Origin of the sequence: Exiguobacterium sp. 8H, from assembly GCF_902506255.1 — a bacterium.
GTDB classification, from domain to species: Bacteria; Bacillota; Bacilli; order Exiguobacteriales; family Exiguobacteriaceae; genus Exiguobacterium; species Exiguobacterium profundum.
Map to the genome: position 1 here is coordinate 2,234,049 of NZ_LR733429.1, position 21,278 is coordinate 2,255,326.

Genomic DNA, 21,278 nt, shown 5'->3' on the forward strand with positions numbered 1-21,278 from the left:
TCGAATGGAATTTTGGGACGTTTATACGGTCGACCGAGAAAAGACCGGTCGCACGTGGCAACGGGGAAATCGATTGCCAGAAGGCGAGTATCACCTTGTGATTCACGTGTGTATCTTTAACCAGAAGGGCGAGATGTTGATTCAACAGCGCCAACCGTTCAAGGATGGTTGGGCCAACATGTGGGATATCACAGTCGGTGGAAGTGCCACGGTAGGAGATACAAGCCAGCAAGCCGCCATGCGGGAGCTCGAAGAGGAGATTGGACTCAAGCTTGATCTATCCCAGACGCGACCGCACCTGACAGTCAATTTTGACGAAGGGTTTGACGATATTTATTTGGTCGAAATGGAAGTGGATTTGAATGAGCTGACGCTTCAAGAATCTGAAGTACAGGCCGTGAAATGGGCGGATGAGGCGACAATTCTGCAGATGATTCAACAGCATGAATTCATACCGTTACTGTTTGCCATGCGAGGACAATGGGGAGGGATTGATCGTCATGCATACGTACAAGTGGATAAATGAACCAAAAAGCGTGAACGGACTTGAACCGCTAACTTTCCGCACTTTGCCAAATACGGACTTTTGGCGAAACACACATTACGGATTCAATCGGATGACGGCACATGCGTTATTGACAAACGTTAAAGCCAAACGATTTACATGTCGGGCGACAATCCAGATGGAACCGAGCCATACATATGATCAGGCCGGAATCGTCTTATATGTGAACGATGACCATTGGATCAAGACATCTGTCGAGTACATTCCGGACGGACCGTCCCATCTTGGCGCAGTCGTCACCTCGTTTGGCTATTCCGATTGGTCGACACGTGATTTTTCAAATGAGATGATTCAACAACCCTTGACGTTTGAAATGGTTTATACCGACGGGGATGTGGAGATTTTCTTTGAATATGGTGACGGTATGCGTGAACAGCTTCGCATCGCTCACCTTCACGATGTGTCGACGTTACGCATCGGTCTATATGCCTGTAGTCCGGATGTGAATGCGACAGGTTTTGACGTGACATTTTCGAATTGGGAACTACGGGAAGCATCGACGTGAGTCGGTGCTTTTTTATGTGTCAGTTTGATTTCACTTCCGAAAAGTGGTTGAAGTTTTAGCAAAGAAAAATCTATAATGGATTTATCGAAAGCGCTTTCGGAAATCGCTTTCAAAAGTACGGACTGACATATGACAATCATTTATCCTAAAGGAGGACGCACGATGAAGAAATGGGTTGCACTCGCACTCGGGACAGGCCTTGCCCTATCCTTGCCACAAGAGGTGCCGGCTGAAAAGAGTTCAAAAGCCGATGACGCTAAGTGGAAACTTGTCTGGTCAGATGAGTTTAGCAAGTCTGAAATCGATCACTCGAAATGGAATTTTGAAACGGGGAACTGGATTGTCGACAAAGACGGAAATCCAGTCGCTGCCGGTTGGGGAAACAATGAGAAGCAATTTTACACGGACAAAAACGAAAACGCTTTCGTGAAAGACGGGAAGCTCGTCATCCGTGCAAAGAAAGAACAAGCATCGGATCAATTCGGCACCTATGATTACACATCGGCGAAGTTGACGACGAAGGGGACGTTCAGTAAGACATATGGTCGTTATGAGATGCGAGCCAAACTTCCAACCGGTAAAGGACTGTGGCCGGCGTTTTGGATGCTGCCAGAAGAAGACCGCTACGGTGGTTGGGCCGCATCAGGTGAAATCGACATCATGGAGTCGTGGGGCAGTCAGCCAGATAAAGTCGCTGGCACGATTCACTACGGAGAAACGTGGCCGAACAACAAATATACGGGGAAAGATTATCACTTCGCAGAAGGTGACGGCATCGACAAGTGGCATACATATGCGGTCGAGTGGGAACCAGGTGAGATTCGTTGGTATGTAGACGGTCAGCTCTACCAAACGCAAAATGACTGGTATGCGAAAGAAGCGAACAAAGCATCGAAATATAGCTATCCTGCACCATTCGACCAAGATTTTTACTTGATTATGAACTTGGCGGTCGGTGGATGGTTCGATGGGGACGTTGACGAGACGACACCATTCCCGGCAGAGATGGAAGTCGATTACGTCCGTGTGTTTGACTTGAAGAACGGGAAGTATCGTGATGCTGTCGAACCGACGTACTCGGATGAAGAAATCGTGTTGCCGGAAGGTTCGAAACAACCTTTAGAAGACGGGAATCTTGTCTATGACGAAAACTACACTGAACCGATTACGACGGTAACGAACGGTGCGCAGGCGCTCAACCCGACGTATTGGAACTACGTGTCGCTTCCTGACTTTGGTGGTGTCGGCTCCATCGATGTGGTCGACTTGGCGGGGACACGATTCGCCGACATTTCGATTGATCAGGCAGGAAGCCAACCATACTCGCATCAATTGATTCAAAATGTATCGCTCGGAAAAGGTGGACACTATAAAGTGACGTTTGATGCTAAAGCGGATGCGGCGCGTTCAATCGCCGTTAAAGTCGGTGGTGGTCCGGAACGAGGCTATGCGAAATATTCAGATGAAGGGTCATTCGATTTGACGACAGACGTCCAAACGTACTCGATGACATTCGATATGACCGAAGAGACTGACCTTGCGGCACGTCTCGAGTTCAACGTTGGACTCAGCACGTCGGGTGTCCAAATCGGGAACGTCCGTGTCGAGCAGACGCCTCGTGAGGCATTCGATCCGAATGCGACGAAGCCGATGCTCGGGGACGGGAACCATGTATATAACGGTACGTTCGACCAAGGTGCGATGGATCGTATGACGTATTGGACGTTCGACCCAGGTGTCACGAAAGGGACAGGAACGGTCGATTCAGTAGAGCGTCTCTTCCGTTTTGAAACGAACAAGAAAAAAGGAGCACCGGCAACGTTGGTGCAACAAGGCATTCAATTGCAAGAAGGACATGAATACGTTCTTCGCTTCAAAGCACGTGCAGAGCGTGTAGACGGTCTGCTAGTAGGATTGAACGGAGCGAAAGAGGATACCTACCTTCCGCTAGAGCGTATCGCGCTATCTGAAGCGTTCGATACGTATGAAATTCCGTTCACGATGGAAGCCGGAACCGACCTCATGAGTCAGCTTCAGTTCATTCTCGGTTCTGAAAAAGGTGTGATTGAAATCGATGACGTCGAATTGCGCGATGTCACACCAGTTTATATCGACCCGTCTCCACTTAAAAACGGAGCATTCACAGAAGGTCTCACACACTGGGGCTCCTATGTCCACTTTGACGCACAGGCTGCTGTCGAAGCGGTGAACGAGGCGGCACATATCTCGATTACGCAAGAAGGGAACGAAGCGTGGAGTGTCCTCTTGGAACAAGTGGGTCTTGAGTTACAACAAGATCAAACCTACGTCGTCCAATTCGATGCATCCTCTACTGTCGCTCGTTCATTCGAAGTGACGTTAGAGAATGTCGGGTACTATCGCTATTTGAGCGAAGTCGTAGCGGTCACACCAGAAACGAACACGTACACGTTTGAAGTGACGATGCCGGTGACAGATGTCACAGGATTGAAGTTCTTGATGGGACGCACAGAAGGGTCGCCACTCGGGGCTCATGACATCACAATTGACAATGTGAGTGTGACGTTGAAATGAATTCAAAAACGACAGCATATCGCGCTGATATACTGTCGTTTTTTATTGCTTAATCACGGAATAACATGTAGAGAAGGGCGTGAATCAACAAGGTCACAAATATAAGGTTCAACCAATTGATTTTGTATCGTTGATCATTCGGTTGAATGACACCCATAGCGACGATGTTCCAAAACCATTTCGACTCTCTCCATCTTCTCTTGTGTCTTAATTCGCCTGATTGCTGTTCAGTTTTTTTATTTTCTCGGGACGCCCACCAAATGACGATTACTACATCTAAAATTGCACCAAATGAAATAATGAAAACGGCCAACTCATTTGATATTCCGAACAATAAATCGTTGGATTCAAAAGTGGTTTCCTCTTCGAATGAAGGAGGTGCTGACTCCGTCTCGACTGGCAATCGCTTCGAAGCTGATTCTCGCTCAAGGTTCGGCGAAATAGATGAATTGAAGTCCGCGAAAAAGATAGCACCAATGATTGAAGCCATTAAGATAATGTAGCCAAATACAAATCCATAACGCCGTATTTGAATTTGATTCATAGTCACCTCTCACAGATGAAAGTAGTAGGATCTGTAAATATCGTAACACAAAAACCAAATTAAGGGATTTTACTTTTTCCGACTAATCAATCGCGCTGTCCGTAAAATCGAGGGTAGTAACTTCCGGCGTTGACGAAACGCGAGATAGCGTCCTTCCCACGACGGTTTGAACTTCTGTTTGAACTGTCGTAAGCCACTGAACGGATAGATGTAACTGATGTTTTCAAAAATGTCGGCGGCGACGCGCTCCGGCCAATGGGAGAATGTCTGCTCTCCGACGGCGGCAAGTGGTGCCACGCCGAGTCCGACATGATCATAACCTTCTGCGCGAGCCCATTCGATGATGTGAAGGATCAACACTTCAATCGATCCGGTCGGCGCATCATTTTTCGAACGCATCAAATCGATGGAGATGGCCCCGTCTCCCCGGAGTAGAGAAATGAAAGCCACGACGACACCGTCCGCATCTCGCAACAAGGCAATCGGATAACGTGTCAACGTTTCATAGTCGAAGAATCCGAGAGAGAAGCCTTTCTCATTTCGATTCCCGATCCATTCGTCTGAGATGTCTTTTAACTCTTGTAACAGCAAGAGGCTCGGTTCACAGACGATGTCGAACGTGATTCCCTTCTTCTCAAACTGATTGTAGAGAGAGCGCATATTTGCACGCTTCTTCCCGGATAAGGAGAAGGCCGAGACGTCAATCGTCGCCTCTTCCCCTAATTTGAAGAACGTGAATCCGGCATCATGAAGGCGAGGCATCCAATTCGGTGTAATTTGATAAAATAAAGGAATATACCCGATTCGATCCGCATCTTCAATGAATCGCGTCAAAAGAGAAGTCGCAGCCTGTTTCTCGCCTTGGATATCACCAAGGACGATGGCATGGTTCCGAGACGTCGCAAACAACAGACACGCATCTCCGGCCTCATTCATGTAAAAATGCTTATCTGCCATATGGGCCAAGTCAAAACTGCTCGATGTGGGCTGTGTTGCTTGGAACTGTCGGATGCGATGTTCATCATAGGCTTCTCCAAGCGCCGGACGTTTCCAACGATCGAACAAGAGCAGAAGTACACTTGCTACGATTGAAGTTAACAATAAGACAAACGTCGTCAACCAACCGGCTTGATGCGATGTGAAGAATAAGTCGTCTGTACCTACGAATGACTGCAATAAGAGGGCGTGGGTGCCGACATAGAGCAGGACGTAAATCAAGCTTCGGATGAGACGTCCTGTCGTTAAAATCGAACGGTATCGAACGTGTCGTTTGCGTGTCAACCAGACGAACATTGCAAACCCGATGACAACGAACGTCTCAAACAGGTTTAAACCACGAGCGCTGACCCCGATGGTCGCTAAGATGAAGGCAGTGTTCAGTAACCAGAGCGTTCGTTTTGTCCGCACATACATGCCATAGACAGACAAAAACATGAGAAGCCCGGCACTCAATAAGAAAAGGGTCCCAATCCATTCAAACCAGCGATTCACTTCATAGAGTGGCGTCACGCTCGGGAGAAGTGTCTGGAACCAAATCAACAGACTGCTCATGAGTGCGATGAGACTTCCAGTCAGGCGTCCAATCCTCGCAAGCGTCCGCGAAACGATGCGCCAGACGACGGTCCCGATCTCATAAGAGGACCCGATGATTGGCCGATACTCGATTTGTTTGACGACCTGGTCTCCGAATGCGATGGCTGCGAGAAAAAGTCCAATTAAAAAGGGAACGACAAAATAAACGAATCGATAGATGATTAGTGAAGACAGGACGATGTCTTGATGAATCCCAAGTTGAGTCATCCCGACGAGATACAGTAAGTCAAACGTTCCGGCACCCCCAGGGACGAGGGAGACGACACCGACGACCGTCGCGACGATGAATACCCCGAAGAGTTGCACGAACGAGGCCGACCCGTCTAGTAACGTCAAGGCATAAATGGCGACGAATCCTGCGGTGACCCATTCTGCGAGCGAGGTCATCGTGTACCCGAGCAGAGTGGACCACCCGACATTTGATCGGCGTGATGTGACGAACAAATAAAATGGGAGCATCGCACTCACGGCGAGTAGCACCGGCCAAATCCATGGTTTCGTACCGATAAGCCCGCCAGCCGGGAAAATCCCGAGGAGCACACCGATGGAAAGAATGGACAGACCACTGATGAGTGTCGGGGTCATCCAGCCGATGGCACGGAGTAGGCGTTTCGTATCCGTATAGGGACGGTAGAGGGATGTACGAAGGGCAATCCCAATCACGCCGCCGAAGCCGAGCATCCCGTTCATCGAGTTCGTGATCCACGCTGTTTGAACGATTTTTCGTTTCGGTAGCTCGATATGTAAAGAGCGTAGCAGGAAATAGTCATAGCCCGTCATCGTCAAGACAGCGATCCCACCGAGTAGGATGAGTGTGAACTGTTCCCAACCGGTCAGTTGTTTCAGTGTCGTGAAGGCGGTCGCGAGCGAGAGGTCTTTCAACTCTTGTCCGCTCTGAATCAAAATCAAACCGATTAACGCTATAGGAATGAGCCATTTTAATTGTTTCCATGAAAAACGAGTACGCATTGCGATCTTCTCCTTATCTGCCATAGGACTGACAGCATCTTCTGTCTAAATCGTACTATAGGATACGAATGAAATCTGTAAAACGTTTCAAAAAGAGGGGATTGTAAGCGCAAGAAAGAGGACGAAATGTTGATTTTAGATTTGCTACAGTGAGAGGAGAAAGGGGTGTGGAGATGCTGACGTTTGACGAAAAGTGGGCGAAAGTGCTCGCCTGCGATGCAACTTACGATGGATTATTCTATACAGCCGTGAAAACGACAGGGATCTATTGCCGACCATCGTGCCGATCCCGTAAACCGAAGAAAGAGAACGTTGATTTTTATTTAACGAGAGAAGAAGCGGAGACGAACGGTTTCCGACCGTGCAAGCGATGTCAGCCCGAAGTCGAGCATGCCCCACACCGTGCGCTCGTTCAACAAGTGACGACATATCTCCTGAACCATTACAAACAACCCATTCGCCTCGAACAGATTGCCGAACACGCGCAACTGAGCCCTTTTCATTTGGAGCGGACATTCACTCAAGCGACAGGAGAGACACCGAGGCAGCTACTAGAACGGATTCGAATCGACAAGGCGGCATATTTATTACGAACGACCGATATGAGTAATCTGACGGTCTGCTATGAGGTCGGGTTTCAAACACCATCGAACTTTTACCGCGTGTTCCGGCAAGTAAAAGGCTGTACACCGAACACATATCGAAAAGGAGAGGACATATGACAGAGATGTTACTTGCTGTACAGCAGCCGTTTGATTTTCAAGAGTGTCTCGTCTTTTTGAGTCGGTCAGAACAAGAAGTGCTCCATGTGACAACGCCTGACACGGTTCGAAAGCTGATGCGAATCGGGGAAAGGCTCATCCTGATCGAGCTTCAAGAAGCGGAGCATCACATTCGTGTACGGTTCCCAGTCGATGAAGTTTCAGACACAGAAAAGGAACGTGTCGCACGTGAGGTACGAGACTGGTTAGACCTTGAGCGCGATTTGAAGCCGTTTGAAACGATGGGGGCGAAAAATGAATTGCTGGCTCCTTTGATTGAAGCACATCGCGGATTACGGATGATTGGCTTCCCAGATTTGTTCGAGGCCCTCACATGGGCCATCATTGGGCAACAAATTACCTTGTCCTTCGCCTATACGATCAAGCGGCGATTCGTCGAACGATATGGAGACCATCAAGTTGTCGGAGGAAGAACGTACTGGACGTTCCCGCGGGCGGAGCGAATCGCCTTGCTCGAACCGGAAGAGTTACGTGAGCTTCAGTTCAGTCGCAGGAAAGCGGAGTATGTCATTGATATTGCACGGGAAATAACAAATGGAGACCTGTCGAAAACAGCTTTACAATCACTCTCTTCAGCTAATATCCGTGAACGGTTACTGGCAATCCGGGGTGTCGGAGAATGGACGGCAGACTATGTGTTGATGAAGTGTTTTCAGGACGCATCAGCCTTTCCGATTGCGGATGTCGGATTACATCAAGCGATTCAGCATCAGTTAGGGACATCGAAGAAGCCCACGATTGAAGAGGTGAAACGTTACGGTGAATCGTGGCAAGGTTGGGAAGGATACGCGACATTTTATCTGTGGAGGTCATTATATGGGAACGTATAAATTAGACGTGGAGACACCGATTGGCGTCCTGGAAATCATCGGGACAGAGCAGGCCATTCAATCGATCTTATTCGTCGAACGGGAAAGCAAACGAAGTATGGAGCAAGATGTACCAAATGTATTGCGACAGTGCCGGGAGGAACTAGACGCCTATTTTCGCGGTGAGCGTATGACGTTTACGTTTCCGACTGAGCAAATCGGGACAACGTTTCAGCATGACGTGTGGGATGCGTTACAAACCATCCCGTATGCAGAAACGGCTTCTTACCGTGAACTCGCCGAACGTGTGAAGCGACCTGCTGCTGTCCGCGCAGTCGGAGCGACGAACGGACGCAACAAGCTGAGCATCGTCGTGCCTTGTCATCGCGTCATCGGATCAAATGGGAAATTGACGGGCTATGCCGGTGGACTTTGGCGAAAAGAATGGCTCTTGCAGCATGAAAAACAAGTTGCACATCAACCCCAGTAAAAAAACATTTAACCCTCCAAATCTGCTACACTAGAAGAGGTCCTATCGTGACGTCGGAATCGACGAAGTTATAGGACGATTCCCGTCACTCATGGAGAAAGTTTTGGAGGAATGCATGATTAAATTATTAGCAGATTCGACGTGTGACTTATCAGATGCAGTGCTTGAACAGTACAACATCGGGGTCGCGCCGTTGATCATTACGATGAACAATATGTCTTACCAGGACCGGGTGGATATCCAGCCGGATGATTTTTACGGAATGTTGGAAGCGCTCCCGGAATTCCCGACGACGGCGATGCCGAGCCCGGCGACGTTCTTGAAATTGATGGAAGATGCGGTCGCTTCGGGTCACGAAGAGATTTTATGCATCTGTATGTCGAGCGGCACGAGCGGCTCGTATCAATCGGCGGTCATCGGAAAAGAGTACTTTGAAGAAGCGCATCCTGACTCACCTGTCAAAATCCATGTCGTCGACTCTCGTTCGATGAGTCACGGTAGCGGCTGGCTGTTGCTGAAGAGCGCACAGATGCGTGAAGCCGGTTCGACGTTCGAAGAGCTCGTTGATTTCAATGAGACGTACAAGACGAAAGTGAAGCACTTCTTATCCGTAGATGACCTCGACCACTTGATCAAGAGCGGACGGATTTCAAACGCGAGTGCCATCATCGGGAAACTACTCATGGTAAAGCCCATCATGAGTATGAAGAACGGGAAAGGCGCCATTGTTGCCAAAGAGCGAGGCACCCGTAAAGTGCTGAAGCATTATACGGACGAGTTCGTGAAACGCGTCAATCCGGACATCACCAATTTCGTAATCATCGGGTACACATCCGATCAACGAATCGCGGAGAACTTAAAAGCGAAGCTCGAAAGCGAAACCGATTTCGCCGGTGAGATTTACCTCATGCAGATGGGGGTCTCGGTCGGAACGCATGTCGGACTCGGTGCCATCTCGATGTTTTTTGTAGAGAAGTAAGAAAAGCCGTCTCATCGCGAGACGGCTTATTTGTTTGGCCAAATATGCTCGATGACCGGTGTGCTGTCATGATAATCGAGACGATAGACATCTGGGTTACGCATCTTACGCCATGTCTCACACTCATATTGCGGGTTAAGATGTTGCAATAAGAGTGCGAGCAGATTGCCGTGCGTCACTAATAGGGTCGAAGCATGCGAAGCTTTGGCGTGCTCGACGACCTGTAGGATGCGCTGTGTCGCCTCCATAGCAGATTCGGCACCAGGCAACTTGAACGTCGGGTCGCTGAACGACTGACGTAATGGGGTCAGCCAGTCTTCGAGCGGTTCGTGAGATAGGATGCGTTCTCTCAGTAACGGTTCACGTTCAATCGAGAGGTGATGAGCATCGGCGAGTGGCGTGACCGAAGCGACTGCACGGGTATAATCGCTTGAGATGATCCGGTCGATTGTGAGTTCAGAAAAGAAATCGCGAAGCCATAAAGACTGGGCGTGACCGTCTTCTGTGAGCGGGGCATCAGGTTCTTGGCCCGCGGCTGAGCAGTGGCGAATCAAATAGAGTGTGGGCATGTGGATTCTCCTTGAACATTTTTAGTGAAAAGCCAATAATGAAATATATGTAAAACTATTTCATAGTATAGAATATATTTCAATTTACTTAATGATAAGTAGGAGGAAGCAATGAGTCATTTTAAAAGACAATTAGAAAACTCTCTTTACACGGGTTTTATAGATAAAGATCACGATCATTCTAGTCCGTTTAAACCAGAACTTTTAGTAAACGAACGAGTTAAAAGACAGGATGTATTAACCGCATTACTCGATGAATTGAAAATTTGTAAGAAGTTTCGGTTTGCTGTTGCATTCATTACAGAATCAGGTTTGGCAACACTTAAATCAACATTATACGACTTAAATCAAAAAGATATCCGAGGCGAGATCATTACTTCTACATACCAATTGTTTAATCAGCCAAAAGTGTTTAAAGAACTTTTGAAAATTCCGAACGTTGACGTAAGAATTGCAGATGTGAATGCGTTTCACTCAAAAGGATATATTTTTCAACATGAAGGCTATTATTCATTAATTGTTGGTAGTTCGAACTTAACTGCAGGAGCATTAAAAACAAACTACGAATGGAATATTAAACTAACATCTCATGAAAACGGTGAAATTGTTCAACACTTTTTCAATCGATTTGAAACGATGTGGAATGAATCAATCCCGCTAACTTTAGAATGGATTAAAGCCTATGAAAATGTATATCGTCCAATAGTTAGAGATCGAGTTGCCGAGTTTCCAAATACTCACGATTTTAATCAAGTTAAGCGAGACCTTGAAATTAAACCGAATGCTATGCAGCGCTCTGCTTTAGACGGTATTGAAACAGTCCGACAGCAAGGGCATCAACGCGCTCTTGTCGTATCAGCTACAGGGACTGGGAAAACATATTTAGCTGCATTTGATGTTCATAGGTATGAACCCAAGCGAATGTTATTTGTAGTCCATCGTGAACAAATTTTGAAAAAAGCTATAAGTGATTTTCATAAAGTTATTGGTGGAAACATGGAAGATTTCGGTATTTTGTCAGGGACAAGTCGAGCAATTGATTCTAAATATGTTTTTGCAACCATTCAAACCATTTCAAAGGATGAAACTTTATATCAATTTACACGAGAAACTTTTGACTACATCTTAATTGATGAAAGTCATCGCGCCGGAGCAAATACATATCAAAAACTATTAGAATATTTCGAGCCGAAGTTCTTACTTGGAATGACTGCTACTCCTGAACGGTCAGATGGATATGATTTGTTCAGACTTTTTGATTACAATATTGCATATGAAATTCGTTTACAAGAAGCGCTTGAAGAAAATATGCTATGCCCATTCCATTATTTTGGGGTTACTGATCTTGAAATTGATGGAGAGCAAAGAGAAATTGAAGTGTTCCAAAAACTTGTATCAACTGAAAGAGTTGATCGGATTATTGAAAAGATTAAATACTACGGCTATTCAGGGGAAAAGTTGCGAGGACTAATGTTCTGCAGTTCTAAAAAAGAAGCAACATATTTGTCTGAGCAATTAAATGCGCGAGGTTTTAAAACATGTGCTTTAACCGGGGACGATACTCAAGCAAAGCGAAAGCAAGAAGTAAATAATTTAGAACAAGGGTTACTCGACTATATTCTCACTGTGGACATATTTAACGAAGGGATCGATATACCGAGTATTAATCAAGTTGTAATGCTTCGACAAACTGAGTCGAGTATTATATTTATTCAACAATTAGGAAGGGGCTTACGAAAGCATAAATCTAAACGGTACGTAACCGTTATTGATTTTATAGCAAACTATAAAAATAATTACTTAATTCCAATTGCTCTCTCAGATGATCGTTCTCAAAATAAAGATTCTATTCGTCGTAAAGTAATCGATCGAAGCTATATCTCTGGTACATCAACTATTAATTTTGAAGCGGTTGCTAAAGAACGAATTTATGAATCAATCAACCAAGCAAGATTAACAGATTTAAGAACTTTAAAAGAAGCATATCAGAACTTAAAAAATCGATTAGGTAGACAGCCTATGTTGACTGACTTTATAGAGAACCACTCAATGGATCCAGTTGTTATAGCAACTAAAAATGGACATTATGGTGCTTTTTTAAGAGTTGTTGAAAGTGAAGTGCCTCTTCTTTCGAAAGAAGAAGAGCAAATTTTACTTATGGCGACGCAAGAACTTTTATCAGGTAAAAGAATACACGAGATTTTTTTATTGAAAATTTTGGTATCTGATCGCTCTATAAGTAAACTCAATTTTATGAATTACCTACATGATCATCATGTTCGAGTAGATGAAGCAACAGTCAAATCAGTAGAAAATGTATTATCATTAAACTTTTTTAATGAAGCAGATCGAAAAAAATATGGTAATAAGCCGTATGTTGAATTTGATCGTGACACGTATCGATTACCTTCATATATACAAAATATGTTACAAAATGAGTGGTTTGCTAAGTTGTTAAACGACTTACTAGAAGCATCAATCCTACGAAGTAAACGGTATAATCAAACACAACCTTTAACGAGATTGGAAAAATACACAAGAAAAGATGTATGTCGATTATTAAATTGGGAAAAAGAAGAGCAATCTACAATGTATGGTTATAAAGTTAAGCATCATACATGTCCTATATTTGTAACGTATCATAAAAGTGAAGACGTTGAAGCTAGTGTTAATTATGGTGATTCCTTTATTAGTCCAGAGGTATTTCATTGGTATACTCGAAGTCGAAGAACCACAAAATCTGAAGAAGTACGTAAAATTATTGATTCAGAGAAAGAAAACATTGATATTCATCTATTTGTGAAAAAAGATGACGATGAAGGCGGAGATTTTTACTATTTAGGTGAAGTGAAACCCGATCAACAATCTATAAAAAACACAACAATGCTAAATAAAAATGGTCAAGAACTTCCTGTAGTCACGATGAATTTAATGCTAAAAGAGAGTGTCGATCAACAGATATATGATTACTTACACGAGCAAACTCATTAATAAAAAGCCGAGGCGTAATTTATACGTTCTCGGCTTTAGTTATTTGATTGATCACGTCATTTACTGCAGGTAAATCTGCTGGTGCCCAGACAAGGGAGTGCAAATTTTCACGCTTTAACCAGATTAATGCATCATGTTCTGTTGCTACGGGATTTCCTGATTTTAATTCAGCACGTAGTGAAATCAATTGAATAATGAAAGATTCATATTCATGAACGTGTTCGTTAATGATTTCATGCGCAGTAATTTCGCATTGTAGTTCTTCGTATATTTCACGCTCGAGTGCTTCTTGTAGATTCTCACCATCCTCGACTTTTCCTCCGGGAAATTCCCACATGTTTGGAATGAGCATAGTTGTTGAACGAAGTGCACAAAGAATTTCCTGATTTTCGTTTTCGATAACTGCTGCTACAACTTTTACTGTTTTTTTCATTGTTACTCCCTCGTTTTTGAGATTTGATTACATACATCATAACATTCGTCTTTTTATTATAAATTCAAACTTCACTAAAGAATTTTTTCGCTCTAAACCCCTTATCATTCATCACAAAAGAGTTATAATCGGTATAACGATTATAAAATATACGATTGAGGAATGGGGATTCTTCAATCGTATGACAAAAAATTCAGGGGATAAGGATGGGGTTTTCATGAGCAGTACGCAAACGAGAACAGACGTCATTTTGATTGGGGCAGGCATTATGAGCGCAACGCTCGGTTCACTCTTTAAAGAGCTCGTACCGGAGTGGAACATCAAAGTGTTCGAAAAGCTCGATGCAGCAGGGGAAGAAAGTTCAAACGAATGGAATAACGCGGGTACGGGACATGCTGCACTTTGCGAATTAAACTATACAACAGAGAACGCAGACGGGACGATTGACATCTCCAAAGCGGTCAACGTCAACGAGCAGTTCCAAATCTCGCGCCAGTTTTGGGCGCATCTCGTCAAGCAGGGACTGATTGAGAATCCAGGAGCCTTCATTCGTTCGATCCCACATATGAGCATGGTCCAAGGAGAGAAGAACGTCGATTTCTTGAAACGCCGTTTGGAAGCGCTCACAACGAATCCGTTGTTTGAAGGGATGGTCTTATCGGACGATCCGAGTCAATTACAGGAATGGATCCCGCTCATCATGGACGGACGGACATCGGATGAACCGATTGCCGCGACGAAAATCGACTCAGGAACAGACGTGAACTTTGGCGCATTGACACGTATGTTGTTTGACCATCTCACATCGAACGGGGTCGAGCTCAACTATGGTCATAGCGTCGAGGACGTGAAGCGCCTCGAGAACGGTCATTGGGAAGTGAAAGTGAAAGACATGTCTCGGAACACGATTGAGACGCATACGGCACCGTTTCTCTTTATCGGAGGCGGTGGTGGCAGTTTGCCGCTCTTACAAAAGACAGGGATTCCGGAATCGAAACAAATCGGTGGATTCCCGGTCAGCGGCCTCTTCCTCGTTTGCAAAAATCGTGAGGTCATCGAGCAACATCATGCGAAGGTCTACGGAAAGGCGAAAGTCGGGGCACCACCGATGTCGGTCCCTCACCTCGACACCCGCTTTATCGATGGACGCAAAGAGTTGCTGTTTGGACCGTTCGCCGGCTTCACACCGAAATTCTTAAAAACAGGATCGAACTTGGATTTGATTCGTTCGGTCAAGCCGAACAACGTCATCACGATGCTTGCCGCAGGGGCGAAAGAGATGCCACTTACGAAATACTTGATCGAGCAGGTACTCTTATCTCACGACAAACGGATGGATGAACTCCGTGAATTCATCCCGAATGCCAAGAATGAAGATTGGGAGATCGTCGTGGCAGGGCAACGTGTGCAGGTCATCAAAGATACACCGCAAGGAAAAGGAACGCTTCAATTCGGAACGGAAGTCGTCAGTGCCGAAGATGGGTCGGTCGCGGCGCTTCTCGGTGCTTCTCCAGGCGCATCGACGGCCGTGCACGTCATGTTGAAAGTGCTCGAGCAGTGCTTCCCGCAACACTTACCGGAGTGGGAAGCGAAAATCAAAGAAATGGTACCGTCGTATGGATTGAAGCTGTCGGAACACCCGGATTTATTCAAGACGATTCACGAATCGACGGCGGTCACGCTCGGTTTAGAGGAAAAGGACATGGTCCACAATTAATTGATTCAAGACGAGCATACAATCGTATGCTCGTCTTTTGTATAGAAAAAAGCGACCTCCTATCGGGCCGCTCATACCATTTTGAGAAACGTCTTTGCCTGCTGTTCGAGTGTAGCGGCTGAATCTGCTAATTTTTCGAACTCTCGGACCGTATGCTCGAGTTGTCCCGAGCTATCTTTGACTTTATGAGAAATTCGTCCGATGCTCATCGACACGTCATCGATGCGTTTCACAATGCCTTCAATGTTGTTGTTCACTTCTGTAATGGAGAGTGAGACTTTGTTTGAAAGATTGCGCACCTCTGTCGCGACGACATTGAAGCCGCGTCCATGTTCACCTGCGCGTGCCGCCTCGATTGCGGCATTGAGTGCGAGAAGGTTGGTTTGGGCAGCGATTTCACGAATCGTTCGGACAATATCCGTGATCGTTTTCGCCTCTTGTTGGAGAGCATGTAAATGCTCTAGGTTTTGAGTCGACTCTTGTTCAATCAGTTTGACGTTTTCGAGTACGTGTTCTCCGTCTTGTTTCCCGATTTGGGACTGGGCAGATAAGTATTCAGACGTCTCTTGAAGATTATTCGCCATGTGGAGTACGTCTTGTTGCCGTGACGTGATATCGGCTGCAATCTTTGAGACGCCGATGACGTTCTGGTGGGCATCATCGAAGATCGGCATGTAGGTCGCCTCTAGCCAGACACTATGACCATCAGCGGCACGTCGTTCAATCTTGTCGTGATAACTCAACCCTTGCATGAGCTTACGCCAAAACAGGTCGTATTGGGGACTGTTCGCGAACTCGGGCAAGCAAAGATCACGATGGGGGCGTCCCATCAGTTCCTTGACTTCGTACCCCATCGTTTTGGCAAAAATCTCATTGACGTAGGCGACACGGCGATTTTCATCAAAGCGAATGATGGCCAGATTGTTTTCGATTGCCCGAACGACGTGCGTGTCGGTGACATGGGTCGTACTAGAGTGCAGTTGCATCCTAACATCCTCCCTATATCATAAGGTATATTTGTTTTAGGATACCCGAAAAATGTAAAAAAAAGTATATTATTTTAATAGAACAAAATAGAACAAAAAAAGACCACTTCCACTGGAAGAGGTCAAGGTGTGAGTGTCGCCATGCTTTCATGTAAGTACTCGCCAATCGTGCGCTCGATGTCGCTCTCTGAACGCTCGAGGGCAAGGGAGAGCTCTTTCACCAAAATCGTTTTGGCGTTCTCTAAAATCTTACGATCTTGCTCGTATAGTTTTTTGTTCGCTTGAAGTGCCTCGATTTGTCTACGGCTCAATGTATTCACCACTTGGGCAATCTCATGACGGTTTCCTGAATGCACGACATTCAAGAATTCACGATTGCGGTTGTTGGAATGCGGATTCCATTCCACGCCAGGTGAGCGGAACGACTCTAAAATCTCTGATGCCTCATCTGCTTCGAGTAACGTCAACATCATCACGTTGTCATTGTCGACGGGAATGCTGATCTGCAACTTTTGTGAGTTGTTGATGGGGTGAAGCGTATAGTACGATTTCGTCTCTCCTGCGACCGTTTTGTCCGAAATGTCGTCGATGCGACATACGCCATGGGTCGAGTAGATGATTAAGTCTCCAGTTTTAAACAAGTCGATCACCTCTTCCTTATCTATAAGCATAGTCATTCAGAAGATGAAATGTCAACTCGGTTGACGTTTTTGTCCATGTATGCATATGAAAAACCGTGTCGCCTTCAAGCCGACACGGTCATAGTTTCCAATCCACGCGCAGAATGGTTTTCAGTTGTTCGAACGCTTCTTGACCGATACTTTCTTGTATCCGTTGCTCAAGCTGCGCTTTGAGCGTCTCGTTTTGCTCATAACAAGTATGACCGAGGGAGGTCAACTCGATACATTTGTCTTTTCGATTTTGCGGATGGTCTGTCACAAGAACGAGCGCTTTACTCTCTAGGTTCTTGATCAGTTTATGAGTCGCTTGTCGAGAAATATGGACACTGTGCGTGACTTCGGCAATTGTTGTTTTCGACTGATAAAGTGTCGCGAGAATATACCACTCCGAGTTCGAGAGTTGGATATCACTTTGTTCATTCCAAGATTGTTCACTCATGCGTCGAACTTGATCATTTCGCTCTGACAATAAATCAAGTAGACGGGTTGACGTTGATGGAGTCAAATCAAGTCACTCCTCTTTCATTTCCGGCTTTTAGACGTTCCTAACTATACAAAAGCAACTATACCCCGTCAACGTCAATCTAGAACAAAACGAGGCACGAGGCTCCGTTTCGATTAGCAGTCTTTATTTTTGAAGTCGATGACCATGCGTCCTTGAATTTTCCCTTGCTCCATCTCTTCGAACACGTCTTGCACCTCGTGAAGACAGCGTTTATGAACAACAGGCACGACGAGCCCTTCTGCCCCAAACTGGAAGGCTTCTTCTAAGTCTTTCCGTGTCCCGACGAGTGAGCCGACGACTTCGATTCCATCGAGGACGAGACGAGGGATGTTCAAGTCCATCGTTTCAGAAGGAAGACCGACGGCGACCACTTTCCCACATGCTCGGACTGCATTGACTGCAGAATTAAAGGCGACTTTTGAGACGGCTGTGACGACAGCGGCATGAGCCCCACCGAACTTCTCTTGTACGATGTCAGCTGCATCTCCTTCAGTCGATGGGTTAATCGTCAAATCAGCTCCACTCTCTTTGGCGAGTTCGAGCTTATCATCGTTCAAATCTACGGCGATGACGTGTGCGTTGAAGACGTGTTTCGCATATTGGATGGCCAGGTTGCCGAGTCCACCGCAACCGTAGATGACGACCGTCTCCCCAGGTTTCACGTCGGCAACTTTGATGGCTTTATACGTCGTGACGCCGGCACATGTGATGCTCGAAGCTTGCGCAGGGTCCAATCCGTCAGGTACTTTGACGGCATAGTCGGCCACGACGATACTTTGTTCAGCCATCCCGCCGTCCACGCTATATCCGGCATTTTGAACGTTTCGACAGAAAGTCTCTCGGCCTGTCGTACAATATTCGCAACGACCACATGCATGATACATCCAAGCGATACTGACGCGATCGCCAACTTTCAAACTCGTGACATCGTCGGCGATTTGAGATACAATCCCAATCCCTTCATGACCGAGCACGCGTCCTTGGACATCTCCGAAATCACCAGCTGCGACGTGAAGATCCGTGTGACATACGCCACAGTACTCGACATCGACGAGCGCTTCGCCTGCTTGTAATGGACGTAGTTCCTTTTCGACGACTTCGATGTTGGCCTTGCTTGCTGAATTGACGACGACTGCTTTCATGTGTGAACACACTCCTTGTGAGAATTTAGCAAACCTGATGAAAAATCCCTTCTCAATCACATCGTCAGGATAGCACAAAAAATGGAATGAAAGCGCTTTATTTTTGAATAGCATTTGTCTGAAAGATGAACTTTTCTCACACAAAGATTTAGGGGAATAGAGATAGAGAAAGTAGACGAAAGGAGTGTTATTTATATGACACGAACAGCGTTATTTCACACATATAAATCAAAGATTTTGCAGCTATCAAATTTAGAAGAAGAGACGTTGAAAAATGAAGACTTTTTGTTAGACCGTGATGAAAAGAAACAACTTGAGATCTATTACGCACCGTTCGAATACATCAATCCAAACGCGAAAGTCGTCATCGCGGGAATCACGCCAGGCTTGTATCAAATGCGTCAGTCGTTCGAGGCAATCCGTGACTTGAAGGATGCAACAGACGAAGAGGCGCTTCGAGCCGTCAAACAACGTGGCAGTTTTTCCGGTCCGATTCGAAAGAACTTAGTGACGATGCTGGACGATTTGGAGTTACATCATCATTTGGGAATCGAGTCATCCCTCGATTTGTTTGGATCAGCGAACCATCTCGTTCAAAACACGGCGGTCCTCCCTTATCCCGTCTTCTATAAAGGCAAGAACTATAACGGATCGAGCCCGGATATGATTCGAACAGAGCTGTTTCGACCATACGTAGAAGGAATCTTCGCAGAAGAGATGGCCCATCTTCAAGATGCACTCATCCTACCGATGGGCGTGAACGTGAGGCGAGCCGTGGAGTTATTGGTTGAGCGAGGGCTCTTGGATCAAGATCGCGTAGTGAGTGGGTTTCCACATCCGTCTGGTGGGAACGGTCATCGCCATCGCATCTTCGCCGAAAATCGAGACGCCATGAAGCGACACATAGCCGAACATTTCAAACGACATCCACTCTGAACCGCAGTGCGGTTCTTTTCATGTGAGCACATGAACTGACATCAACTCTTTACTTCGCTAAAATGATAAACGGTTGACTCACTCACGAGATGTAGAAAGGATGTCTGCCATGATCACATTGTCGTCCGTCCATAAGCGTTATGGACAAGAGATGGCCGTTCGCGATGTATCGCTTCACATTCGAAAAGGGGAGATTTACGGCATTATCGGCGCGAGCGGTGCCGGGAAGTCGACGCTCCTTCGATTGATGAATTTGTTGGAGAAACCGGATGCCGGGAGCGTCACGGTCGATGGCGACCAGTTGACCGAACTCTCTAATCGGGAACTACGCAAGAAGCGACATCGGATCGGTATGATTTTTCAACAATTTAATCTAGTCGCGAATAAGAACGTGTTTGATAACGTCCTCGATTCACTGAAACTTGCCAAGCGGCCGAAAGCATCATGGGAAGCACGCGTGATGGAATGTCTCCGGTTCGTTGGACTCGAAGCGTATCGCGATAAATATCCTTCCCAGTTGAGTGGGGGACAAAAGCAACGTGTCGCCATCGCTCGGGCACTCGCAAGTGAACCGAGTGTACTCCTATGCGATGAGCCGACCTCTTCACTCGACCCGAATACGACGGCGGAAGTGCTGCGTGTCCTTCAGTCGGTCAATGAAAAACTCGGCGTCACCGTCGTTCTCGTCACGCATGAGATGGATGTCATCCGTCAAATCTGTCATCGCGTCACCGTCATGGCAGACGGATCCGTTCATGAGACGATTGAGAGGGAGCCAACAGGGGTGGTCGCCATCGATCAGAATCCAAGTTGGTTCGTCGAACAGTTGCGAGAGGAAGGTGAAGCGAATGCCTGACATCTTGGTGCGCTATCAATCAGAGATTTGGCAATCCATCGCCGAGACGTTCATTATGGTCGGGGTATCGATTCTCGCCGCGATTCTAGTCGGATTGCCGTTAGGCACGTGGCTTTACCTTTCGCGTAAAGGACAATTGTTAGAGAACCAAATCGTCTTCTCCGTCCTCAACCTGGTCGTGAACATCGTCCGGTCTTTCCCGTTCTTGTTACTCGTCGTGTTTTTGATTCCATTTACACGGCTCATTATCGGGACTGCCATCGGAACGGCTGCAGCGACCGTGCCGCTCTCTATCATTGCCATTGCGCACTATGCGCGACTCGTCGAACAGTCACTGATTGATGTCCCACGCGGCGTCATCGAAGCGGCACTCTCGATGGGCGCATCGGTTAAAGACATCATCTTTAAGTTTCTTTATGTGGAAGCCCGGTCCGGTCTCGCCCTCGGATTGACCACATCCGTCATCAGTTTTATCTCATACTCGACGATTATGGGAGTCGTCGGGGGTGGTGGCATCGGTGACTTTGCCATCCGTTATGGATATCAACAGTTTCAGACAGAACTCATGCTCTATATGATTCTCATCATGCTCGTCTTCGTACAGTTGATTCAATTCACGGGCACAACCGTGGCGCGAATCATCGACAAACGTTAAACAGAAAGTAGGAAATGAA

The 21,278-nt window shown here is 46.3% G+C and carries 20 protein-coding genes; 12 read left to right on the plus strand and 8 right to left on the minus strand.

Annotated features, from left to right (window positions below):
- The first annotated feature begins 4 nt into the window (after positions 1-4).
- The 3 genes from GVY43_RS11610 to GVY43_RS11620 all read left to right on the plus strand — a co-directional run bounded on the left by GVY43_RS11610 (position 5) and on the right by GVY43_RS11620 (position 3,623).
- Positions 5-526 (plus strand): NUDIX domain-containing protein, encoded by a 522-nt coding sequence (locus GVY43_RS11610; protein ID WP_159563217.1) that lies wholly within the window; start codon positions 5-7, stop codon positions 524-526.
- A complete protein-coding gene (locus GVY43_RS11615) occupies positions 501-1,070 on the plus strand; it encodes a DUF1349 domain-containing protein (RefSeq protein WP_159563218.1) in 570 nt (189 codons plus the stop codon). Before GVY43_RS11610 ends, GVY43_RS11615 begins: the two co-directional genes overlap by 26 nt.
- A 162-nt stretch (positions 1,071-1,232) precedes the next feature.
- Positions 1,233-3,623 carry a carbohydrate binding domain-containing protein gene (locus GVY43_RS11620; protein WP_159563219.1) on the plus strand — a complete coding sequence of 797 codons (2,391 nt, stop codon included), beginning with the start codon at positions 1,233-1,235 and terminating at the stop codon, positions 3,621-3,623.
- 49 nt (positions 3,624-3,672) lie between these two features.
- Here GVY43_RS11620 and GVY43_RS11625 read toward each other — a convergent pair whose 3' ends face one another.
- Positions 3,673-4,167 (minus strand): hypothetical protein, encoded by a 495-nt coding sequence (locus tag GVY43_RS11625; RefSeq protein ID WP_159563220.1) that lies wholly within the window; start codon positions 4,165-4,167, stop codon positions 3,673-3,675.
- Positions 4,168-4,236: 69 nt separating this feature from the next.
- Positions 4,237-6,729: a bifunctional lysylphosphatidylglycerol flippase/synthetase MprF gene (gene mprF, locus GVY43_RS11630; protein ID WP_159563221.1), complete on the minus strand. Its 2,493-nt coding sequence runs from the start codon at positions 6,727-6,729 to the stop codon at positions 4,237-4,239.
- A 173-nt stretch (positions 6,730-6,902) separates the two neighbouring features.
- Here mprF and GVY43_RS11635 point away from each other — a divergent pair, with 173 nt between their 5' ends.
- The 4 genes from GVY43_RS11635 (at position 6,903) to GVY43_RS11650 (ending at position 9,789) form a co-directional block, all read left to right on the plus strand.
- Positions 6,903-7,451, plus strand: a complete 549-nt coding sequence (locus GVY43_RS11635) for a bifunctional transcriptional activator/DNA repair enzyme AdaA (RefSeq protein WP_159563222.1) — start codon at positions 6,903-6,905, stop codon at positions 7,449-7,451.
- The gene (locus tag GVY43_RS11640; protein WP_159563223.1) at positions 7,448-8,341 is read left to right on the plus strand and encodes a DNA-3-methyladenine glycosylase; all 894 of its coding nucleotides are present in this window, start codon (positions 7,448-7,450) and stop codon (positions 8,339-8,341) included. The genes GVY43_RS11635 and GVY43_RS11640 overlap by 4 nt, the downstream gene beginning before the upstream one ends.
- The gene (locus tag GVY43_RS11645) at positions 8,328-8,810 is read left to right on the plus strand and encodes a methylated-DNA--[protein]-cysteine S-methyltransferase (protein WP_159563224.1); all 483 of its coding nucleotides are present in this window, start codon (positions 8,328-8,330) and stop codon (positions 8,808-8,810) included. The genes GVY43_RS11640 and GVY43_RS11645 overlap by 14 nt, the downstream gene beginning before the upstream one ends.
- Before the next feature lie 115 nt (positions 8,811-8,925).
- Entirely contained in the window at positions 8,926-9,789 is an 864-nt protein-coding gene (locus tag GVY43_RS11650; RefSeq protein ID WP_159563225.1) for a DegV family protein, read from the plus strand.
- Positions 9,790-9,815: 26 nt separating this feature from the next.
- On the opposite strand, the gene GVY43_RS11655 is transcribed toward GVY43_RS11650, so the two are convergent.
- Positions 9,816-10,358: a histidine phosphatase family protein gene (locus GVY43_RS11655; RefSeq protein ID WP_159563226.1), complete on the minus strand. Its 543-nt coding sequence runs from the start codon at positions 10,356-10,358 to the stop codon at positions 9,816-9,818.
- A gap of 111 nt (positions 10,359-10,469) precedes the next feature.
- Here GVY43_RS11655 and GVY43_RS11660 point away from each other — a divergent pair, with 111 nt between their 5' ends.
- Positions 10,470-13,349, plus strand: a complete 2,880-nt coding sequence (locus GVY43_RS11660) for a DUF3427 domain-containing protein (RefSeq protein ID WP_159563227.1) — start codon at positions 10,470-10,472, stop codon at positions 13,347-13,349.
- 19 nt (positions 13,350-13,368) lie between these two features.
- On the opposite strand, the gene GVY43_RS11665 is transcribed toward GVY43_RS11660, so the two are convergent.
- On the minus strand, positions 13,369-13,782 hold the full coding sequence (locus tag GVY43_RS11665) for a (deoxy)nucleoside triphosphate pyrophosphohydrolase (RefSeq protein WP_159563228.1): 414 nt from the start codon (positions 13,780-13,782) through the stop codon (positions 13,369-13,371).
- Positions 13,783-13,999: 217 nt separating this feature from the next.
- On the opposite strand from GVY43_RS11665, the gene GVY43_RS11670 reads away from it, so the two are divergent.
- Positions 14,000-15,499, plus strand: a complete 1,500-nt coding sequence (locus GVY43_RS11670) for a malate:quinone oxidoreductase (protein WP_159563229.1) — start codon at positions 14,000-14,002, stop codon at positions 15,497-15,499.
- Positions 15,500-15,570: 71 nt separating this feature from the next.
- On the opposite strand, the gene GVY43_RS16115 is transcribed toward GVY43_RS11670, so the two are convergent.
- From GVY43_RS16115 to adhP, 4 genes are all read right to left on the minus strand, one after another.
- A complete protein-coding gene (locus tag GVY43_RS16115) occupies positions 15,571-16,485 on the minus strand; it encodes a methyl-accepting chemotaxis protein (RefSeq protein ID WP_159563230.1) in 915 nt (304 codons plus the stop codon).
- A gap of 122 nt (positions 16,486-16,607) precedes the next feature.
- Complete coding sequence (locus GVY43_RS11680) at positions 16,608-17,135, minus strand: CarD family transcriptional regulator (protein ID WP_143180210.1); 528 nt, start codon at positions 17,133-17,135, stop codon at positions 16,608-16,610.
- Positions 17,136-17,244: 109 nt separating this feature from the next.
- Positions 17,245-17,670, minus strand: coding sequence for a MarR family winged helix-turn-helix transcriptional regulator (locus GVY43_RS11685; RefSeq protein WP_159563231.1), 426 nt, complete (start codon positions 17,668-17,670; stop codon positions 17,245-17,247).
- A 113-nt stretch (positions 17,671-17,783) separates the two neighbouring features.
- The gene (gene adhP / locus GVY43_RS11690; RefSeq protein ID WP_159563232.1) at positions 17,784-18,812 is read right to left on the minus strand and encodes an alcohol dehydrogenase AdhP; all 1,029 of its coding nucleotides are present in this window, start codon (positions 18,810-18,812) and stop codon (positions 17,784-17,786) included.
- Positions 18,813-19,007: 195 nt separating this feature from the next.
- Here adhP and GVY43_RS11695 point away from each other — a divergent pair, with 195 nt between their 5' ends.
- From GVY43_RS11695 to GVY43_RS11705, 3 genes are all read left to right on the plus strand, one after another.
- Positions 19,008-19,748, plus strand: coding sequence for a hypothetical protein (locus GVY43_RS11695; protein ID WP_159563233.1), 741 nt, complete (start codon positions 19,008-19,010; stop codon positions 19,746-19,748).
- 109 nt (positions 19,749-19,857) lie between these two features.
- The gene (locus tag GVY43_RS11700; protein ID WP_159563234.1) at positions 19,858-20,604 is read left to right on the plus strand and encodes a methionine ABC transporter ATP-binding protein; all 747 of its coding nucleotides are present in this window, start codon (positions 19,858-19,860) and stop codon (positions 20,602-20,604) included.
- Positions 20,597-21,259 carry a methionine ABC transporter permease gene (locus GVY43_RS11705; RefSeq protein ID WP_159563235.1) on the plus strand — a complete coding sequence of 221 codons (663 nt, stop codon included), beginning with the start codon at positions 20,597-20,599 and terminating at the stop codon, positions 21,257-21,259. Before GVY43_RS11700 ends, GVY43_RS11705 begins: the two co-directional genes overlap by 8 nt.
- Positions 21,260-21,278 lie beyond the last annotated feature (19 nt).